Annotated in this window: 17 protein-coding genes; 10 read left to right on the forward strand and 7 right to left on the reverse strand. The window is 71.8% G+C overall.

Going from position 1 to position 17,867, the window contains the following annotated elements; translation table 11 throughout:
• Positions 1 to 363: 363 nt before the first annotated feature.
• A complete protein-coding gene (locus SNA_RS45290) occupies positions 364 to 828 on the forward strand; it encodes an alpha/beta hydrolase (protein ID WP_078970090.1) in 465 nt (154 codons plus the stop codon).
• Positions 829 to 849: 21 nt separating this feature from the next.
• Here SNA_RS45290 and SNA_RS21985 read toward each other — a convergent pair whose 3' ends face one another.
• From SNA_RS21985 to SNA_RS22010, 6 genes are all read right to left on the reverse strand, one after another.
• Positions 850 to 2,016: an acyl-CoA dehydrogenase family protein gene (locus SNA_RS21985; protein ID WP_030065171.1), complete on the reverse strand. Its 1,167-nt coding sequence runs from the start codon at positions 2,014 to 2,016 to the stop codon at positions 850 to 852.
• Positions 2,017 to 2,080: 64 nt separating this feature from the next.
• A complete protein-coding gene (locus tag SNA_RS21990) occupies positions 2,081 to 3,277 on the reverse strand; it encodes a CaiB/BaiF CoA transferase family protein (RefSeq protein WP_030065169.1) in 1,197 nt (398 codons plus the stop codon).
• 90 nt (positions 3,278 to 3,367) lie between these two features.
• Positions 3,368 to 3,742 carry an SDR family NAD(P)-dependent oxidoreductase gene (locus SNA_RS21995; RefSeq protein ID WP_241779778.1) on the reverse strand — a complete coding sequence of 125 codons (375 nt, stop codon included), beginning with the start codon at positions 3,740 to 3,742 and terminating at the stop codon, positions 3,368 to 3,370.
• A gap of 101 nt (positions 3,743 to 3,843) precedes the next feature.
• Complete coding sequence (locus SNA_RS22000) at positions 3,844 to 4,329, reverse strand: nuclear transport factor 2 family protein (RefSeq protein ID WP_030065160.1); 486 nt, start codon at positions 4,327 to 4,329, stop codon at positions 3,844 to 3,846.
• 51 nt (positions 4,330 to 4,380) lie between these two features.
• The gene (locus SNA_RS22005) at positions 4,381 to 5,835 is read right to left on the reverse strand and encodes a sensor histidine kinase (protein WP_044366310.1); all 1,455 of its coding nucleotides are present in this window, start codon (positions 5,833 to 5,835) and stop codon (positions 4,381 to 4,383) included.
• Positions 5,836 to 5,929: 94 nt separating this feature from the next.
• Positions 5,930 to 6,664, reverse strand: coding sequence for a response regulator transcription factor (locus tag SNA_RS22010; RefSeq protein ID WP_030065152.1), 735 nt, complete (start codon positions 6,662 to 6,664; stop codon positions 5,930 to 5,932).
• Positions 6,665 to 6,787: 123 nt separating this feature from the next.
• Here SNA_RS22010 and SNA_RS22015 point away from each other — a divergent pair, with 123 nt between their 5' ends.
• The 3 genes from SNA_RS22015 to SNA_RS22025 are packed head-to-tail and all read left to right on the forward strand — an operon-like array spanning position 6,788 to position 9,363.
• A complete protein-coding gene (locus SNA_RS22015) occupies positions 6,788 to 8,149 on the forward strand; it encodes a ferredoxin reductase family protein (RefSeq protein WP_030065150.1) in 1,362 nt (453 codons plus the stop codon).
• Positions 8,150 to 8,159: 10 nt separating this feature from the next.
• Positions 8,160 to 8,600: an FMN-binding protein gene (locus tag SNA_RS22020; RefSeq protein ID WP_030065148.1), complete on the forward strand. Its 441-nt coding sequence runs from the start codon at positions 8,160 to 8,162 to the stop codon at positions 8,598 to 8,600.
• Positions 8,593 to 9,363 carry an FAD:protein FMN transferase gene (locus SNA_RS22025; RefSeq protein WP_030065146.1) on the forward strand — a complete coding sequence of 257 codons (771 nt, stop codon included), beginning with the start codon at positions 8,593 to 8,595 and terminating at the stop codon, positions 9,361 to 9,363. Before SNA_RS22020 ends, SNA_RS22025 begins: the two co-directional genes overlap by 8 nt.
• A gap of 11 nt (positions 9,364 to 9,374) precedes the next feature.
• On the opposite strand, the gene SNA_RS22030 is transcribed toward SNA_RS22025, so the two are convergent.
• On the reverse strand, positions 9,375 to 10,001 hold the full coding sequence (locus tag SNA_RS22030) for a TetR/AcrR family transcriptional regulator (protein ID WP_030065143.1): 627 nt from the start codon (positions 9,999 to 10,001) through the stop codon (positions 9,375 to 9,377).
• A 112-nt stretch (positions 10,002 to 10,113) separates the two neighbouring features.
• Here SNA_RS22030 and SNA_RS22035 point away from each other — a divergent pair, with 112 nt between their 5' ends.
• The 6 genes from SNA_RS22035 to SNA_RS22060 all read left to right on the forward strand — a co-directional run bounded on the left by SNA_RS22035 (position 10,114) and on the right by SNA_RS22060 (position 17,822).
• Positions 10,114 to 10,782, forward strand: coding sequence for a hypothetical protein (locus SNA_RS22035; protein WP_051877208.1), 669 nt, complete (start codon positions 10,114 to 10,116; stop codon positions 10,780 to 10,782).
• A 94-nt stretch (positions 10,783 to 10,876) separates the two neighbouring features.
• Entirely contained in the window at positions 10,877 to 11,977 is a 1,101-nt protein-coding gene (locus SNA_RS22040) for a PP2C family protein-serine/threonine phosphatase (protein ID WP_052808957.1), read from the forward strand.
• Positions 11,978 to 12,173: 196 nt separating this feature from the next.
• Complete coding sequence (gene cseB, locus SNA_RS22045) at positions 12,174 to 12,911, forward strand: two-component system response regulator CseB (protein WP_078970091.1); 738 nt, start codon at positions 12,174 to 12,176, stop codon at positions 12,909 to 12,911.
• Positions 12,912 to 12,958: 47 nt separating this feature from the next.
• Complete coding sequence (locus SNA_RS22050) at positions 12,959 to 14,248, forward strand: sensor histidine kinase (RefSeq protein WP_044366659.1); 1,290 nt, start codon at positions 12,959 to 12,961, stop codon at positions 14,246 to 14,248.
• Positions 14,249 to 14,394: 146 nt separating this feature from the next.
• A complete protein-coding gene (locus tag SNA_RS22055) occupies positions 14,395 to 15,177 on the forward strand; it encodes an ABC transporter ATP-binding protein (protein WP_030065131.1) in 783 nt (260 codons plus the stop codon).
• Positions 15,178 to 15,257: 80 nt separating this feature from the next.
• Positions 15,258 to 17,822: an ABC transporter permease gene (locus tag SNA_RS22060; RefSeq protein WP_030065129.1), complete on the forward strand. Its 2,565-nt coding sequence runs from the start codon at positions 15,258 to 15,260 to the stop codon at positions 17,820 to 17,822.
• Positions 17,823 to 17,867: the final 45 nt, after the last annotated feature.

Consider the following 17,867-nt stretch of genomic DNA (forward strand, 5'->3'; position numbering starts at 1 on the left):
ATTTCCCTGAACGCATGCAGGGGGGTGGGCTTTATCCGCGCCTTACACAGCGGAAGGCGATCGACCGATTACCCCAAGCGACCTTCGGCGCGTCTTTCCTTGACGCAAACTTGAACTTTCGCAAAGAGGAATAAATCTTCCACAGAAGACCCGGTTCGGCGACCGCGGCACCCAACACCCCTTGGTGCCGCGGACACTTGGTGCCGCCCACCGTGTGAAGCGATGCTCACAGACGACGCCGGGCACCGAGAGAGCCACCTCGGCGGGGCAAATCGGATAGATATGGGCGAATGACACTGCGCCCCGGCAAAACCCCGTCCCCGCAGTCCGTCCTGTCCGTCCTGTCCGCCCTGTGCGGCGTCACTGCGCTGCTGCTCGGCACGGGGTGCGGCGGCCCCGCGGGCTCCTCGGCCTCCCCCGGCCGCCCCTCACCCCACCGTTCCCAGCAGGGCCTCGTTTGGAAGGGCTGCCCGCTGCCGGGGCAGCCGGGCCGTCAGTGCACGACGGTGGCCGAGCAGGGGCAGACCGCTCGGCAAGATCACGACACCCGCTGCCGGGCCGCGCCCGCTGGTCATCAACGGCACCCAGGACCCCCGTACGGGAATCGCGGGCGCCCGGGCGGTGGCCCGCCGCCTCGACGCGAAGCTGGTGACCTTCACGGGGCGCACGCATATCGCGACCACGGGCGGGGTGGAGTGCGTGCAGCGGGCGGCGGCGCGGTTCCTGGTTTCGGGGACCACCGGGGGGACGGGAAGTACGGGAAGTACGGGAAGTACGGGAAGTACGGGGAGCACGGCGAGTACGGGGCGCCTGTCCGCGTGCGGCTAGCGGGACCCGCCGGCGTCCGGGTCAGGCATCGAGGCCGCCACGCTCGATGAGCTGGCGGGTGATCACGTTGCGCTGGATCTCGTTGGTCCCCTCTCCGACGATCATCAGCGGTGCGTCGCGGAAGTAGCGCTCCACATCGAACTCGGTGGAATAGCCGTACCCACCATGGATACGGACGGCGTTGACGGCGATCTGCAAGGCCGTCTCGGAGGCGAACAGCTTCGCCATCCCCGCCTCCATATCGACCCGGCGCCCCGCGTCGGCTTCCCTGGCCGCGTACAGGGTGAGCTGGCGCGCGGCGGTGAGCGCGGTGGCCATGTCGGCGAGGTGGTTGCCGATCGACTGGTGTTTCCAGATCGGCTTGCCGAACGCTTCGCGCTGCTGCGCATAGGCAAGGGCGTCCTCCAGCGCGGCCCGGCCCACGCCCAGCGCACGGGCGGCCACCTGGATCCGGCCCGTCTCCAGCCCCTTCATCATCTGCGCGAAGCCCTTGCCCTCGACGCCCCCCAGTACGGCGTCGGCCGGAGCGCGGTAGCCGTCGAAGGACAACTCGCAGCTCTCCACGCCCTTGTAGCCGAGTTTGGGGAGGTCGCGGGAGACGGTGAGGCCGGGTCCGTGCTCGACAAGGAGGAGGGAGATGCCCCGGTGCGCGGGGGCCGCGTCCGGGTCGGTCTTGCACAGCAGCGCGATCAGCCCGGAGCGGCGCGCATTGGTGATCCACGTTTTCGCGCCGTCGATCTCGTAGCCGACGGTGTGCTTACGGGCGACAGTGCGCAGGGCCTGGAGGTCGGAGCCGCCGCCCGGTTCGGTCAGGGCCATGGTCGCCCGTACCTCGCCGGTCGCCATCTTCGGCAGATACCGGCGCTTTTGCTCCTCGGTGCCGAAGTGCAGCAGCAGTTTGGCGACCACGGTGTGGCCGCCCATCGCGCCGGCCAGGCTCATCCACCCTCGGGCGAGCTCCTCGGAGATCAGCACATAGCAGGGGGTGGAGACGGGGGTGCCGCCGTACTCCTCCGGGATGGCGAGGCCGAAGACGCCGAGCCGCTTCATCTGCTCGATCAGGGCCTCGGGGTAGGTGTTGGTGTGGTCGAGTTCCCTGGCGACCGGCTTGACGCTCTTGTCGACGAAGTCGCGCACCGTGCCGACGATGCACCGTTCGTCCTCGGACAGGATGTCGAGGGTGCTCATGTGGTGTGTTCGCTCCTTGCGGGAGGAGGGCGGCCGAACTACGGGGCGGTACCGGCGCGGAGGTTCAGATGACGTGGTCGGCCCGCAGCGCGTCGATCTCCGCCGTGCCGTAGCCGAGTTCGGCGAGGATCGCCTCGGTGTGCTGGCCGACGGCGGGGATGTCCCCCATCCGTACCGTGGTGCCGAAGAGGTCCACGGGCGGCAGCAGCGCCGATACCGTGGCGCCCCCGGGAATTCGTACGTCCCGCCAACGGCCGCGGGCGCTCAGGACGGGGTGCGCGAGGAATTCCTCGACGTCGTTGACTCCGGCGTTGGCGATGCCCGCCTTGTCGAGCAGCGTCATCACCTCGCCGCTGTCGCATTCGCCGAACCGCCCGGTCACGATCGCGTTCAGCTCCTCGCGGTGGGCCACCCGGGCGGAGCCGGTGGCGAACCGCGGATCGTCGACGAGGTCGGGGCGCCGCAGGAACTGCTCGCACAGGGCGGCCCATTCGCGTTCGTTCTGGACGGAGAAGAGCACGTCCTTGCCGTCGGCCGCGGTATAGGCGCCGTAGGGGGCGATCGTGGCGTGCTGGGTGCCGACCCGCGGGGGCTGGCTGCCCCCGTAGCGGGTGTAGTAGGCGGGCTGGCCCATCCACTCGGCCAGCGCCTCGAACAAGGACACCTCCACGGCGCGGGCGATGCCGGTGGTCGCGCGGGCGAACAGGGCGGTGAGGATGCCCGAGTAGGCATACATCCCGGCGGCGATGTCGGCGACCGACACCCCCGCCCGGGCGGTCTCCTGCGGGCTCCCGGTCAGGGAGACCAGGCCGGTCTGGCACTGTACGAGCAGGTCGTACGCCTTACGGTCGGCCCACGGTCCGCTCGACCCGTAACCGGAGATCGCGCACGGGATCAGCGACGGGAACCGCTCGGCGACGGTCTGCGCGTCCAGGCCGAGCCGGCCGATCGCACCCGGAGCGAGGTTGTGTACGAACACGTCGGCTTCCGAGAGCAGTTGTTCCAGGATCCGCCGCCCACGGTCCGTTTTGAGGTCCAGCGTCACCGAGTCCTTCGACCGGTTGAGCCACACGAAGTAACTGGACTGGCCGTGCACGGTGGTGTCGTACCGGCGCGCGAAATCGCCGCCTCCCGGCCGCTCCACCTTGATCACCCTGGCCCCGAGATCGGCCAGCTGCCGGGTGGCGAAGGGCGCCGCCACCGCCTGCTCGACACTGACGACGGTGACACCGGACAACGGCAGTTCCTCGGGGCGCTCCATGGACGGTGACCTCCAGGGTCGGCCGGGCAGGTGCTACGCGACGTACCATCATGGCCGGTCAGGACCGTGGGAGCGCAAGAGGCGCGGTGGTCAGCCCAGGCGCCCGAGGGCGAGCAGATCGAGCAGGGTGGGGCCGCCGACGTAGGCGGAGAGACCACCGTCGATGGTCAGGCAGCGTCCGGTGACCAGCTCGGAGGCGTCGCCGGCCAGGTAGACGGCGGAGTCGGCGATCTGCTCGGGCGTTCCCCACCGGTGCATCGGGACGGCATGCATCAGACCGGCGGAGACGTCGTGGTTTGCGCGGACCGCCGCCGTCTCCGCGGTGGCGGTCCAGCCCGGGAGGATCGCATTGACCCGGACCCCGGCCGATGCCCATTCCGCGCCGAGAGTCCGCGTCAGGGCGATGACGGCGGCCTTCGATACGGCGATCGTCGAACGGGAGGGAACGCCCGCGCCGCGGCGCACGGAGGCATCCGGCGCGGCCGGGGCGCGCGCAAACGCAAAGGGACCTACGAGGTGGGCTCCCTTCGCCGGCATTGCCATGCACTCCGGCTCATGCGCTCCGGTCAGGCGCGGGGCGCGTGCGCGGCGGGGAGTCGCTCCGTGCCGCCGGCGGCGCCGAAGGGGAGGTGGACGGTGCGGGTGGCGAGGAGCCAGGTGCCGTCGACCGTGCGGAAGGTGTCCTCGTAGTGGCCGACGTTGGTCGGGATGCGGGGCTCGACCATTCCGCCGGTGTAGCCGTCGACCCGGTACGTCGTCAGATAGGAGACGGCACGGGCCGCCGTCGCGGACTCCACCGTGACCAGGATGTTCGTCATCAGACGGCGCGAGAGCCGGTCCGCCGGGCGGGAGGCGAAGTAGGTGCGCAGGGCCTCCCGGCCCTCGATACGGCGCTCGCCGTGCGGCCAGTGCCAGTAGCCGTCGTGCGTGAACAGCTCCGCCACGGAGCCCGGTTCGCCGAGGTCGAGCCGGTGCACGAAGTCCACGATGATCCGCTCACAGGCGCGTTCCGCGAGCATCCGGTCGACGGGGGTGGGGATCGTGTCGTCCATACCCCTTTCTATCAACTCCGCCTCATCGGATGCCTGTTGATTGTTCGCGGGCTATTCCGCGCCGCCCGGTCGGCCGGGCGGTTCCGCGGGAAGGCTCACCACGAACCGGGTGCGGCCGGGGCGGCTCGTCAGGGTGACCGTGCCGCCGTGGGCGGTGGCCACGGCCTGCACGATGGCGAGTCCCAGGCCGGTGCTGCCGGCGGCGCGGGAGCGGCTGTGGTCCGCGCGCACGAAGCGGCCGAAGATCTCGGGCTGGATGCCGGCCGGGATTCCCGGGCCGTTGTCCTCGACGGTCAACCGGGGGCCGCGCTCATCGGCGGTCAGTTCCACGCTGACAGTCGTCCCCGCGGGCGTATGCGTACGGGCGTTGACCAGCAGGTTTCCGATCACCTGATGCAGTCGGTGCGCGTCGCCGGTAGCGGTCACCACCGTCTCGGGAAGATCCAGCAGCCACCGGTGATCGGGGCCGGCCGCCCGCGCATCGTCCGTCGCATCGAGCACCAGGCGGGTCAGATCCACCGGCTGGTGTTCGAGGGCACGGCCCGCGTCGAGCCGGGCGAGCAGCAGCAGATCGTTCACCAGGCTGCTCATCCGTTCCGACTCGGCCCCGATACGCTCCAGGGCGCGCCGGACCTCGCCGGGCACCGGCCCCTCGTGCCGGAGGGCGAGTTCCGCATGGCCGCGGACGTTGGCCACCGGGGTGCGCAGTTCATGGCTGGCGTCGGCGGCGAAGTGCCGTAGCCGCTCCTCGCTCGCATGGCGGCGCTCCAGGGCGTTGCCGACGTGGCCGAGCATACGGTTGAGGGCGGTGCCCACCTGCCCGACCTCGGTGCGCGGATCGGTCACCGGTACCGGCGCCGGCATCGCCACCTCGCCGCTGGCCAGCGGCAGTTCGGCCACGCTCGCGGCGGTGGTGGTGACCCGCCGCAGCGGGCGCAGCGACAGCCGTACCCACAGCGCGCCCAGGACGCCGGTGACCAGGAGCGCGCCGCCGAAGACCGCGGCCTCCACCGCTTCCAGGCGGTGCACCGTCTCCTCCACCGGATGCAGCGGCAGGCCGGTGATCAGGACATCGCCGTCGTCGCCCGGCACGGCGGTGACGCGGTAGCGCCCGAGGGCGGACAGCCGGATGCCGTGGCCGGTGCCGTCGGCGGGGAGGGCGGCCAGCGCCCGGCGGTCGCCGCCGGTGAGCGGCACCTTCGTGTCCGCCGCGGCACGCACCACCGCCGCCTGGGTGGGGGTGCCGCGCAGCAGCCGGGCGCCGAACGTGCCCTCGGACTGGCCCCGGGTGTCGGGCCGGTTGTCCGCATCGGGCCGCCTCTCGTGCTCCAGACTCGCCGCGAACCGACCGGCGGAGGCGGAGAGTTGCTGGTCCACGCGGCGGACCAGGAATCCCTGGAGGGCGAGGGCGGTGGTCACCCCGACGGCGAGGCAGACGAGCGCCAGCAGCGCGACCAGCCCCGCGGTGAGCTGGCTGCGCAGTGTGCGTGGCAGCGGCCGGATCATGCCGACTCCGGTTTCATGCCGACTCCGGATTCCCGCCGATTCCGGTTTCCTGCCGGCTCGGGTTTCATGCCGATGCCGGACCCAGGTTCCCGGATCATGCCGACTCCGGTTTGAGGACGTATCCGACCCCGCGGACGGTATGGATCATCGGTGTCCGTCCGGCGTCGATCTTCTTGCGGAGATAGCTGATGTAGAGCTCGACGACATGGGAGCGGCCACCGAAGTCGTAGGACCAGACCCGGTCGAGGATCTGCGCCTTGGACAGCACCCGCCGCGGATTGCGCATCAGGAACCTCAGCAGCTCGAATTCGGTCCGCGACAGCTCGACGAGCTCATCGCCGCGGATCACCTCCCGGGCGTCCTCGTCCATCACCAGGTCGCCGACGACCAGCCGGTCCCCGTCCGGCTCGCGGCCCATACCGGCCCGGCGCAGCAGTCCGCGCAGCCGCGCCAGCACCTCTTCCAGGCTGAACGGCTTGGTCACGTAGTCGTCGCCCCCGGCGGTGATCCCCGCGATCCGGTCCTCGACGGAGTCACGGGCGGTCAGGAAGAGGACACAGACCGTCTCCAGCTCCTGGCGCAGCAGGTGCAGCACCCGCAGGCCGTCCAGGTCGGGCAGCATCCAGTCCAGGACGACGGCGTGCGGGCGGAAGGTACGCGCGAGGGCGAGCGCCCCGGCGCCGTCGGCAGCGCTGCGGACCTCCCAGCCCTCGCTCGACAGGGCGCCGCAGAGCACTTCGGTGAGGTCCGGCTCGTCGTCGACGACCAGGACGCGTACCGGTGAACCGTCGGCGCTGCGCAGGTGGGCGGGGGTGCGGTGGCTGTGCATGGTCGCTCCAGCATCCCTCGCGGGACGGCGTACGGGGGCCGGGGCGGCTCTGAATTTCCTGTGAATCGCCTCTCAGCGATCCGCTCAGAGGTTCTTGAGAGGTTGCGCTGCGACGCTCGCGCCATGAGCACCCTCTCGCCCGCCCGCCGCGGTGCCGCCCGCCGTACCGCGCCGCGCCGGCCGCCGCACCCGGCGCCGCTGCTCGCCCTGGGTGCCGTCTGGGCGGGCGCCGCCGGTGTGCTCGCCCTGTGGTGGACGGGTACGACGTCGGTGGTGGGTCCGGCGGACTGGCTGACCGGCGCCGGCCGGATCACCGGTCTGCTCGCCGGCTACGCCTGTGCGGTGCTGGTCGCGCTCATGGCCCGGATCCCGCTGCTGGACCACAGCCTCGGCACCGACCGTCTGGCGCGCTGGCATGCGCACGGCGGCCGCTACACGCTCTCCCTGGTGCTCGCCCACACCCTGCTGATCATCTGGGGGTACACGCTCACCTCCCACAGCGGCGTGGTCGACGAGACCACCACGCTCGTCCTGGACTATCCGGACATGCTCAAGGCGACCGCGGGCTTTCTGCTGCTGGTCGCCACCGGCATCGTCTCGGCACGGGCCGCCCGCCGCCGGATGAGCTACGAGACCTGGCACTACCTCCACTTCGCCACCTATCTGGCGGTCTTCCTCACCTTCGGGCACCAACTCTCCAACGGCGCCGACTTCGTGGGCCGGCGGCCCGCCCAACTCGCCTGGTACGCCCTGTACGGGACGGTGGCGGCGCTGATCCTCTGGTACCGCTTCGTGGTTCCCGTATGCCGGGCCCGGCGCCACCGGCTCCGCGTCGCCGACGTCCGCCCGGAGGCGCCGGGTGTGGTGTCGGTCCATCTCACCGGCGAGCGGCTGACCGAACTGGGCGCCCGGCCCGGCCAGTTCTTCCGCTGGCGCTTCCTGGCGCCCGGTCTGCGGTGGACCGCCATCCCCTACTCGCTGTCCGCGCCGCCGCTCCCCCACGAGCTGCGCATCACGGTCAAGGCGGCCGGCGGGCACAGCGCGGCGATGGCGCGGCTGCGGCCCGGAACCCGGGTGTGGGCCGAGGGCCCGTACGGTGCCTTCACGGCGAAGCGCCGCAGCCCGGAAAAGGTGCTGCTGCTGGCGGGCGGCGTGGGCATCACCCCGCTGCGCGCGCTCTTCGAAACCCTCCCCGGCGAGGTCACGCTCCTGTACCGGGCGCGGCGCCCCGAGGACCTCGCGCTGCGCGGCGAGCTCGATGCGATAGCCGCCGCCCGGGGTGCGGCCGTGCACTACTCCGTCAGCGAACCGGCCGCCCGTTCCACCCCGTTGACGGCCCGCGCCCTGAGCCGCCTGGTCCCGGACCTGGCCGCCCATGAGGTGTATCTGTGCGGCCCGCCCGGTATGGCCGAGGCCGCCCGGCGTGCCCTGCGCGGCGCCGGCGTGCCGCGACGCCAGATCCACCACGAGTCGTTCGAGTTCTGAGGAGCCCCGCGTGCGCCGAGCCGTTGTGACCGCAGCGTCGACCAGCACCCTGATCGTCCTGCTGCTCGCCCTCAAACCGCACCACACCGCGGGCCCGGTCGGCGACGCGGCGCAGCCGGGCGTCGCGCCGGCCCCGACGCCCACCGGCCGTCCGCACAAGGGCGCCCACCCGGCCGACGGCACGTTCACCGGCGCCCCGATCCGCACCACCTACGGCACCGTGCAGGTCGCGGCCACCGTCAAGGCGGGGACGCTGACCGCGGTCAAGGTGCTCCGGGCTCCGTCCGGAAACGGCCGGGACCGGGAGATCGCCGGATACGCCGTACCGCGTCTGACGCAGGAGGCGCTGAGCGTGCACAGCGCCCATATCGATGCGGTGTCCGGCGCCAGCTATACGAGCGCGGGCTACATCCGGTCCCTGCAAAGCGCCCTGGACCGGGCCGGTGTCTGAGGACGGGCGCGGTCTGCGCCGTGTCGAGCATGCGATGGGCACGGTGTTCTCGTTCGACATCCACGACGCCCGCACCGCCGCCATCGACGCCGCCCTCAGCGACGCCGTCGCCTGGCTCCACCACGTCGACGAGGTCTTCTCCACCTACCGCAGCGACAGCACCATCAGCCGCCTGGCGCGCGGCGAGATCGCGCTCGACGCCTGCTCCTCCGAGGTACGTGAGGTCCTGGACCGGTGCGCACGGGCCGCTCGCGCCACCGAGGGATGGTTCAGTCCGACGCCCGGCGGCGCTTTGGATCCCTCCGGTCTGGTGAAGGGATGGGCCATCGAACGCGCCTGGCAGATGCTGCGCGAGGCGGGGGCGCACCACGTCTGTGTGAACGGCGGCGGCGACCTCCAGCTCAGCGGCGAGTCCGCGCCCGGCACACCGTGGCGCATCGGCATCGCCCATCCCTTGCGCCCCGGCGAGCTGTACGCCGTCGTCACCGGCAACGACCTGGCCGTCGCCACCTCGGGCACCGCCGAACGCGGCGCCCACATCCTCGACCCCCACACCGGAGCCCCGGCCGCGGGACTCGCCTCCGTCACGGTGGTCGGCAGCCGATTGACCCCGACCGACGTCTACGCCACGGCGGCCTTCGCCATGGGCGAGCGGGCGGAAGACTGGCTGGAACACCTCGACGGCCACGAAGGCTTCGCGGTCCTGCCCGACGGCCGGTCGTGGCGCACGCGGGGCTTCCCGGGACGGTTCGCCGACACGTAGCCCGGCCGAATTCACTCCTCGACGAGGGTCGCGAACCCCGCGCACAGCAACCGGACGCTCCGTTGGAACATGTCGTCCCGGCTCGGCCGCGGCATCCGCTCGATGATCAGCGGAAAGCGCGTCCGCAGGTCGGCGTGGACCTCGGCGGTGACGGGCGGTGCCGGGGAGTTGCCGCGTTCCTGGAGGACGAATCCGGTGACGTGACTGAGCAGGGTGTCGGCCGCGACGACGCAGTGCGCGGCGGGCACACCGGCGTCGAGGAGGGTCTGGAGCAGACGCTCCATCAGGGACAGCGCACCGGAGCTCAGCGTTCGGGGGCTGTCCGCGAGCAGCACCGCGCCGCCCGGGTGCTGCTGGATGGTGCGGCGCAGCGCCTCGGCCTGGGCTTCGATCGCGTCGTGCCAGGTCGCCTCGGGTGGTAGTCCGGCGAGGGCGGCGGTACCGGCGTCGTACGCCTGCCGGCAGACGCGGTCGGCCATCAGCGCGAGCAGTTCGTCCTTGCCGCGTACGTGGTAGTAGAGGCTGCCGGCATGCGCGCCGAGCCGTTCGGCGACCCGGCGCATGGACAGGCCGTGGTAGCCGACCTCGGCGAACGTGGCCATACCGGCGTCGACGATCCGCTCCTTGGTGAGCTTCATGCGGCCACCATACAACGAAGTTCGAACGGTGTTTGAAACTTTTCCAACACCGTTCGAAATACGTGCTAGCCTCACCGCATCGACTTCGAACAGCGTGGGAAAGGGGGCGGACATGGGGGGACTGCTGTTCAGCGCGACCACGGCCGCACTGATGGTGATGATGGTCAACTGTGGGCTCGGGGTGATCGGGCGTGACACCCTGCGTGGACGCCCCGTCCCGTGGGCCGCGGTCGGTCTGACCGCGCTTGCCGTGGGCGGCGTCGTGCTCCAGCTGTGCTGGTCGGGCGCGATGGCCGCACTCGACGACGATCCCGCCAAGACCGGCTGGTGGCGGGTGTTCACCTCGGTCTTCATGCAGAACGGCGGCATCGGGGGCGCGGCCTGGAACATCGCCACCCTCGCCGGCGTGGCCGCCCTCGCGCAGTGGTTCTGGGGCGGCCCGCTGACGGTCTTCTTCTTCCTCGCCGGCATCCTCCTGCCGGAGCGGATCGACGCCCTGCTCGGCCTGGGCGGCGGCCCCAGCACCGACCCCCGGAACTTCGCGGGCAGTTCCGGCGCCACGTACTTCCTCGGCGCCACCCTGGCCCTGGCCCTCCTGACCCGCACCCAGGTCGCCAAGCAGCGGCTCCTCGCGGTGGCCGTTCCGGTGCTCGGCCTGCTGATGTGGTGTGCCCAGGAGAACGGCCACGGGCTGGTGAGCGTGTACGGATTCGCGCTCGGCGCCCTGGTCTGGACGGTACGCCGCCGGCTGCCGCGCCCGGCCGACGAGCCCACGGCCTGAGCCGTTCGCGCAGCGCCGCTCCACGACTGGCAGCCGTGATCCGGCCCGAGGATGCTTGAGCGTGTGGCACACGCGACAGAGCGGGAGCGGGTACGTGAGGGCACCGAGGGTGGGGCGCACCACCATCGGACGCTGGTGTCTGCGCCACCTCCAGCTGCTGCCCGTCGCGATCCTCGTCGTAGGTGCCCTTCTCGACTACAACACTCCCCCGCATTTCAGTGCGGAGGCGTTCTACACGGCCGCGCCGATGACCGCCGCCGCGCTGCTGTCGCTGCGCGCGACGATCCTGGCGGGTCTCGGTGCCTGTGCCGCGGACGTCGCGCTGCTCACCCACTTCGGCTTCATAACGGAGGCCGGTGGGCTGAGTGAGCTGGCGGCGGTCGTGACCGTCTCGGCCTTCGCCATCGTGGTCAACCGCCTCATGTACTACAGCAACGTGCGGCTCCAGTCCGCACGCAGAATCGCCCTCGCCGTGCAGCGCGCCGTACTGCCCCAGCTGCCGACCTCGATCGGGCCGCTGCGGATCGCCGTGCGCTACCGGGCGGCGGTGAAGGACGCACAGATCGGCGGCGACCTGTACAGCGCGCAGGACACTCCGTACGGCGTGCGCTGTCTGGTCGGCGATGTGCGGGGCAAGGGCATGGACGCGGTCAGGGTGGTGGCCGTGGCCATGGGGGCGTTCCGGGAGGCCGCCGAGGAGGAACCCACGCTCGTCGGGATCGCCGCCAGGCTGGAGCGGGCGCTGCTGCGGGAGAGAGCGCGGCGGGCGGGGCCCGAGCGGACGGAGGGGTTCGTCACCGGCATTCTCGTCGAGATTCCGCACCGCGGCGACGAACTGCGGCTGGTCAACCGTGGCCACCCGTCGCCGCTGCTGCTGCATGCCGGTCAGGTGCGCAGCGCGGAACCGTCCGAACCGGCACTCCCCCTGGGCCTGGCGGAGCTGGGCGCCGACCAGGACCGGACCGAAACCGTGCCCTTCCCCGTGGGGTCGACCCTCCTCCTGTACACCGACGGCCTGAACGAGGCACGAAACCGCGCCGGGCGCTTCTACGACCCCGCGGCCCGGCTGGCCGGACGCGACTTCCCCGGGCCGGACGAACTGCTCGACACCCTCCTCACCGAGGTGAGCCGCCACACCGGCGGGCGCATCACCGATGACTTGGCGCTGCTCGCGGTCACCCACGGCGGCGGGTGAGCGGCGGAACCGGTTTGTATCCGGTGGGTATCAGGGAGCGCTTCGTTGTCCATCGGATCGGGCGCCGGGCCACGGCGAAGGGTGGCTCACCCCGGCCTCTCCCGTATCGTTTTTCAGGTCGCCGACTGCGCATCCATGGTGAGTGCAGCCAGGTCCGCCCTCTCACCCGGCCCGTCCGAACAGGAGTCATCCGCCCGTGTCCTCGTCCGCCCCGGCTGGGGTCTCTGCGCGACCGGTGCGCGTGCTGCTGGTGGAGGACGACGAGCTGATGCGCCGGTCCTTCACCGTCGCCCTGGAGCGCTACGGCTACGAGATGAAGGCCGCGGCCGACGGCCTTTCGGGGCTGGAGCTCTTCCGGGACGAGGAGTTCGACCTGCTGATTCTGGATGTGATGCTGCCCGGTCTGGACGGGATCGGCCTGTGCCGCAGAGTCCGGGAGACGAGCCTGGTGCCGGTTCTGATGATGTCCGCCCGTGGCGACGGACTCGATGTCGTCGCAGGTCTGGAGGCCGGGGCGGACGACTACGTGGTCAAGCCCGTGGACACCTACGTGCTCGTGGCACGCATCCGCTCGCTGCTGCGCCGGGCGACCTACGCGCCCGTCCCGGGACCCGAGCGCACCGCAGGCGAGGGGCCGCCGACCGAGGGGGAGGTGCTGGTCTTCGGGGACCTGACCCTCGACACCGCCGGTATGGAGGTGTTCGTCGCCGGAAGCCCGGTGGCGCTGACCCCGACCGAACTCAAGCTGCTCCTGGAGTTCGCCGCCCACCCCGGCGTCGTGCTGGAGCGGCACACCCTGCTGCGTGACGTGTGGGAGTACGGCTGGGACGGCGACAGCCGGGTCGTGGACCTGTGTGTGCAGCGGCTGCGCAGGAAGCTGGGCCGGGACCGGATCGAGACGGTCCGCGGCTTCGGCTACAAGCTCAGGCGCTGAGACCGGTGCGTCCCTTCCGCCGACCGGTGCGCCCGTTCCACCTACCGGTGCGCCCGTTCCGACGACTCCGGCCGGACCTCGCGTCCCTGCGCTGGAAGATCGCCGCGCTGGCCGCGGCCACAGCCTGCCTGGTGGTGGCCGCGGTGGGCGTGCTGGTGCACCTGTGGACCGCACACGACATCCGCTCCCGGGCCGATATGCAGGTCTTCAACGGCGTCTACTCGGCCATGGACGTCTACCGGCGTACCGGAACGCCGGCGGACGGCGCCGAGCTCGATCCGGCCGACCTGCCCGCCGCCCTGCGCCACCCGACGGACGGCAACCGGCACACGGCCTATGACGGACGCGTCGACGCGGACGCGAATGCGGGGCCGACCATGTGGGCCGGCCAGCGGACCGGCGGGCCCGGCAGCCGGGTCCTGGCCGTCCGCGTCAACATGAGCAACGACTTCCACACACTGCGTCAACTCGACGTGACCATGGCGGTCGCCTCACTGGCCGCGCTCGCGGCGGCCGCGCCCCTCGCGGTCTACGGGGCCGGGCTGCTCGCCCGCAGACTGCGGCGGGTCTCCGAGACCGCGGGCCGGATCTCCGCCGGGGACCTCGATGCCCGGACCGGGCCCACCAAGGGCCGCGACGAGGTGGCCGACATCGCCGCCACCGTCGACCTCATGGCCGACAGCCTCGGCCAACGGCTGCGCACCGAGCGGCAGTTCACCGCGGATGTGGCCCACGAACTGCGCACCCCCGTCGGCGGTCTGCTGGCCGCCGTCGACCTGCTGCCGCCCGGTGAGACGGAGGATCTGCTCCGGGCCCGGGTGCGCGATCTGCGCGGTCTGGTCGAGGACCTGCTGGAGATCTCCCGGCTGGACGCGGGCGCCGAACGGCCGGTCCGTGCCCGGGTGCCGCTCGGCGCCGTCGTCTCCGAGGCCGTGACGCGCACCGGCCTCGACACCGAGGTCACCGTTGCCGGGGTCATCAGTGGTGAGGTCATCGACGGTGAGGCGGACGCCGCTTGGACCGTGGAGACCGACCCGCGCCGCCTGGAGCGGATCGTCAGCAATCTCGTCGTCAACGCCCACCGGCACGGGGACACCCCGGTGCGGGTGACCGTCGAGGACCGTACGGTCGTCGTACGCGACCACGGCCCCGGCTTCCCGAAGGACCTGCTTCTCCACGGCCCGCGCCGCTTCCACACGGGCGCCACGGAGCGCGGCTCGGGCCACGGCCTCGGCCTGACCATCGCCCTGGGACAGTCCCGGCTTCTGGGCGCCGAGCTGCGCCTGGACAACGCCCCGGACGGCGGCGCCGTCGCCACCCTGCGCCTGCCGGACTGACCACCCGACGCCCGGCCCCTACAGAACCGCCCCCTACAGAACTGCTACGAATCGGCGCGGTTGCCGATACACGGCGGCCCAGGCCCCCGATACGTTCGCCGGACACCCTTCGACGTGCACCCTTCCGCACCCGAAGAGGAGTCCCCGTGACCGCCAACTCCCCAGCCCCCTACGCGCCGCACACGACGCCCGGGATCGCGGCCGCCGCCACCGACCTGACGAAGGTCTACGGCAGCGGCGACACCCGGGTCGTGGCCCTGGACGAGGTCAGCATCGGCTTCCGGGAGGGCGAGTTCACCGCCGTCATGGGCCCCTCCGGCTGCGGCAAGTCCACCCTGATGCACTGCGCCGCCGGTCTCGACTCACCCAGCTCCGGCTCCGTACGCATCGGCACCACCGAACTGAGCACGCTGGGCGACCGGCAGCTCACCCAGCTGCGCCGCGACCGGATCGGCTTCATCTTCCAGGCGTTCAACCTGCTGCCGACGCTGACCGCCCTGGAGAACATCACGCTGCCGGCGACCATCGCCGGACGCCGGCCCGACCAGCAGTGGCTGGACCGCGTGGTCGCCATGGTCGGCCTCTCCCAGCGCCTCGGCCACCGGCCCGCACAGCTGTCCGGCGGGCAGCAGCAGCGCGTCGCGGTGGCCCGCGCCCTGGCCGCACGGCCCGCGATCATCTTCGGCGACGAGCCCACCGGCAACCTCGACTCCCGCGCGGGGGCCGAGGTCCTCGGCTTCCTGCGCGACTCGGTACGCGAACTCGGCCAGACCGTCGTCATGGTGACCCACGACCCCGTCGCCGCCGGCTACGCCGACCGCGTCGTCTTCCTCACCGACGGCCGCCTGGTCGACGAGATGACACGGCCCACCCCGGACCGGGTCCTCGACCGGATGAAGGCTCTCGACACCCACTCACACACCAGCTGACCCGCGCCCGCGCCGCACATCCCGCCCCTCCGTACCTCGTTCCCTCTGTTCCCGAAAACCCTCGCTCCCGAAAGCTGCCCATGCTGAGAACAGCCCTGCGCAACGTCCTGGCGCACAAGGCCCGTCTGGTCATGACCGTCCTCGCGGTCTGCCTGGGTGTCGCGTTCGTCTCCGGCACCCTCGTCTTCGCGGACTCGACCGCCGCGGCCTACCGCGCCGCCGCGTCGAAGAACTTCGCCGATATCGCGGTCACCGTGACCGCCAAGGACCCCGCGCCGGGGGCCGCCGCCAACCAGCGCTCCAGCATGCTCGACGACGCCCTCGCGCGGAAACTCGCCGGCCTACCCGGTGTTGCTGCCGTGCGCCCCTCCGTCGACGGCTCGGCCACCCTGAACGCCGCGGACAGCACCCCGCTGCGCGTCAAAACGGGATCGAACCTGGCCGCCGCCTACGTACCCGGCAAGGACGGCAAGGACAGCCGCTCCCCCCTGATCGAGGGCCGCGCCCCGGCCCACCGCAATGAACTCGCCGTGGACAGCGGCACCGCCACCGCCGGCCACTTCCGCATCGGCGACACGATCACGCTGGCCACCGACGGCCCGGTCATGACGAAACGGCTCGTCGGCATCGTCACCACCAAGGACACCCGGGTGACCGCCGGCGGCACCCTCGCCCTCTTCGACAAGGCCACCGCCCAGCGCCTGTTCGCCACCCCGGGCCACTACACCAGCATCGATCTGTCCGCCACGCCCGGCACCGACCAGTTCGACCTCTCCCGCCGGGTCTCCGGCATGCTCCCGGCCGACCGGGCCGAGGCCACCACCGGCACCGCCCAGGCCGACCAGCAGGGCATCCTCGTCGGCACCCTGACCCGCGGTTACGAGAAGCTGCCGCTGGTCTTCGCCGGAGTCTCGCTGTTCATCGGCTCGTTCCTCATCATCAACACCTTCACCATGCTCGTCACCCGGCGCACCCGTGAGATCGCGCTGCTGCGGGCGATCGGCGCCTCCCGCCGTCAGGTGGTCCGCTCCGTCCTTGCTGAAGCCTTCCTGGTCGGCCTCGCCGCATCAGCAGTCGGTTTCGTCCTCGGCCTCGGTATCGCGTCCGTCCTGCCCGAGGTCCTGAGCACCGACGGGAACACACTGCCCCAAGGCCCCCTGGTGATCGGCCCGCGCCCCGTCATGGCGGCGCTCGGCGTGGGCGTGGGCGTCACCGTGCTCGCCGCCTGGCTGCCCTCCCGCAAGGCGGCGAAGGTCGCGCCCATCGAGGCGATGCGCACGGCCCAGCAACCACCCACCAGCCGACCCCGCATCCGCGCCCTCGTGGGCCTGGCCCTCCTCGTCCTCGGCGCCGGCCTGCTGATCTCCCTCACCGGCGCGAAGGACGCCTCGGTGGAGAACCTGCACAGCGCGATGCTGGGCTGCGGCATCCTCGTCATCGCCCTGATCGTGCTCGCGCCGCTGCTCGCCGTCCCGGTGATCCGGCTGATCGGACGCCTGACCGGCCGCTTCGGGATCACCGGCCATCTCGCACGGCAGAACGCGCTGCGCGACCCACGGCGCACCGCGGCCACCGCCGCCACCCTGCTGATCAGCACGGCGCTGGTCGCCGGGCTCGCCGTCATCGGCCACTCCACCGGCCAGGCCCTCGACCACCAGGCAGCGGCCGGCCTCAGCGCCGACTACGTGATCAGCACCCGCACCCCCACGACCGGCATCGACCCGGCAGCCGTTCAGCGGGTGGCCCACACCTCCGGAGTGCGGACCACGAGCACCGTCACCGACTCCACCCTGTTCACCGGCGGCGGTACCCAGAACATCTCCGGCGTCGACCCCGACAGCGTCAACGACGTCATGAAGCTCGACTTCGTCAGCGGCTCCCTCAAAGACCTCGGGCCGGGCCGGATCGCCGTCTCCACCACCCTCGCCCGCACATTCGGCGTGAGCGCGGGCGGCAAGCTCAACGCCGGCCTGCGCAGGGGGCCGAACCAGAGCTTCAAGCAGTACACCGTCGTGGGCGTCTACAAGGACAACCCCGTCGCCCACGACGCGTTGGGCGTCCGCAGCGAAGTACAGCAGAACAGCTTCCTCCCCCACTCCGTCCAGCGCATCCTCGTCCGCACCGACGGCAGCGCGATCTCCCCTGCCACCGAGGACCGGCTACGCAGCGCCGTGGGCAACAACCCGCTGCTGAAGGTGCAGGACCGACCCGAACTCGTCCGGGAGACCGCCGGCACCCTGGGCAACCTGCTGACCCTGATGTACGGCCTGCTCGCCATCGGCGTCGTGATCTCCGCGCTCGGCATCGTGAACACCCTGGCCATGTCGGTCGCCGAACGCACCCGCGAGATCGGCGCACTGCGTGCCCTCGGCATGGACCGTGCCGGTATCCGCCGGATGATCCGCCTGGAAGCGGTGACCGTCGCCGCGTTCGGCACCCTGCTGGGCCTGGCCGGCGGCCTGTTCGGCGCCTGGGCGGTCGGCTCGCTGGCCAACGGCGCGATGGAGCACTACGCCCTGGCACTGCCCTGGGGGACGCTGCTCCTGGTGTGCCTGGTCTCCCTCACGATCGGCACGGTCGCGGCCGCCGTCCCGGCCCGCCGGGCAGCCGCCCTGAGCCCGCTGGAGGCCGTCGCGGAGACGTAATTCCCGCTCCCCGAACACCCACGCCCCGACCGGCCGCGCCCCGCC

It is taken from the genome of Streptomyces natalensis ATCC 27448, from assembly GCF_000935125.1.
Lineage (GTDB): Bacteria > Actinomycetota > Actinomycetes > Streptomycetales > Streptomycetaceae > Streptomyces > Streptomyces natalensis.

What these genes read in the sequence shown, in the direction of transcription:
- SNA_RS22035 (WP_051877208.1), top strand. Translation starts at nt 10,114, where the DNA reads ATGGGGGGACTGCTGTTCAGCGCGACCACGGCCGCACTGATGGTGATG.
- SNA_RS22060 (WP_030065129.1), top strand. Translation starts at nt 15,258, where the DNA reads ATGCTGAGAACAGCCCTGCGCAACGTCCTGGCGCACAAGGCCCGTCTG.
- SNA_RS21990 (WP_030065169.1), bottom strand. Translation starts at nt 3,277, where the DNA reads ATGGAGCGCCCCGAGGAACTGCCGTTGTCCGGTGTCACCGTCGTCAGT.
- SNA_RS22030 (WP_030065143.1), bottom strand. Translation starts at nt 10,001, where the DNA reads ATGAAGCTCACCAAGGAGCGGATCGTCGACGCCGGTATGGCCACGTTC.
- SNA_RS22000 (WP_030065160.1), bottom strand. Translation starts at nt 4,329, where the DNA reads ATGGACGACACGATCCCCACCCCCGTCGACCGGATGCTCGCGGAACGC.
- SNA_RS21985 (WP_030065171.1), bottom strand. Translation starts at nt 2,016, where the DNA reads ATGAGCACCCTCGACATCCTGTCCGAGGACGAACGGTGCATCGTCGGC.
- SNA_RS22015 (WP_030065150.1), top strand. Translation starts at nt 6,788, where the DNA reads ATGAGCACCCTCTCGCCCGCCCGCCGCGGTGCCGCCCGCCGTACCGCG.
- SNA_RS22010 (WP_030065152.1), bottom strand. Translation starts at nt 6,664, where the DNA reads ATGCACAGCCACCGCACCCCCGCCCACCTGCGCAGCGCCGACGGTTCA.
- SNA_RS22005 (WP_044366310.1), bottom strand. Translation starts at nt 5,835, where the DNA reads ATGATCCGGCCGCTGCCACGCACACTGCGCAGCCAGCTCACCGCGGGG.